Source organism: Phytoactinopolyspora endophytica, from assembly GCF_004138495.1.
Classification (GTDB): Bacteria; Actinomycetota; Actinomycetes; order Jiangellales; family Jiangellaceae; genus Phytoactinopolyspora; species Phytoactinopolyspora endophytica.
In genome coordinates this window covers 25824-26889 of the sequence record NZ_ML142859.1, presented here as the reverse complement: position 1 = coordinate 26889, position 1066 = coordinate 25824, and the positions used below count along the sequence as shown (strand labels likewise).

The following is a 1066-nucleotide window of genomic DNA, read 5'->3' as shown; positions in this document are numbered from 1 at the left end:
CTGCCCGTCGGGGCCGGTGACGCCCTCGGAGAAGATCACCACCGCGCCGTCGCTCTCCACCGCGACCCCATCATTCACCAGCTCGGCGATCGTGTCTCCGAGCATCGGCTGGTAGAACGACTCGCCCACCGAGTCCTCGGGTGTCAGCAGCACGTCCAGGCGGTCGTAGATGTCACGGAATGCCTTCTCGGACTCGGCGACGATCTCGTTCCATCGCGCGAGAGTCGCGGCGTCTCCAGACTGCAGACCGACGACGCGCGCCCGCGCCCGATCGGCGAACGACGTGTCCGCGTCGAATGCGGCACGCGATGCCTTGTACAGCTCATCCAGGGCAGACACCGCCGACGCGCCGGCCGCCACCTCGTCTTGGTGCCACGCCGCGTCGGGATGCTCGTCGAGATACTGGATCAGCATCCCGAACTGAGTGCCCCAGTCACCCAAGTGGTTCTGCCGCACCACGTCCGCGCCGAGGAAGCCGAGCACCCGCGCCAGACAGTCACCGATGATCGTCGTCCTCAGATGGCCGACGTGCATCTCCTTGGCGATGTTCGGCCCGGAATAGTCGACGACGGTCCGTCGTCCCACCTCCGGCGAGCCGACGCCCAGCCTCCGGTCCGCCAGCCGCACCGAGGCCTGCTCCCAGATCACGCGGTCGGAGATGGTGATGTTGAGGAAACCAGGCCCGGAGAGCTCCACCGTCTCGATGGGCCCTGTGCCGCCAACCGCCGCCTCAAGCGCTTCGGCCAGCGCGGAGGCCAACTCGGCGGGCGCAGTCCGCGTCTGCTTGGCCAGCGAGAGCGCGGCATTCGACTGGAAGTCTGCGTGATCGGAACGTCGCACCACCGGGTCCGCTCCCACCAAATCCGGGCGGATACGGCCGATCGCCTCCGACACGTCGGATGCGATCTGACTCAACAGCGGAACGACGGCGTGATCACTCAACAGAACAGACCTCCTACCTCATGGCGAATACATCACCCCTCATCTTTCAGCGAAGCGCGGCGGCAGGCACGTGAATTTCCGCGCATGGCGATGTCGGTCCGGCTGTACTACGTGGTAGAGGATG

At 66.3% G+C, this 1066-nt stretch carries 1 protein-coding gene; it reads right to left on the bottom strand.

Features of this window, described 5'->3' with window-relative positions:
* On the bottom strand, positions 1-942 hold a 942-nt coding region (argS, locus tag ELR45_RS41160), incomplete at its 3' end, for an arginine--tRNA ligase domain-containing protein (RefSeq protein WP_240759919.1).
* Positions 943-1066 lie beyond the last annotated feature (124 nt).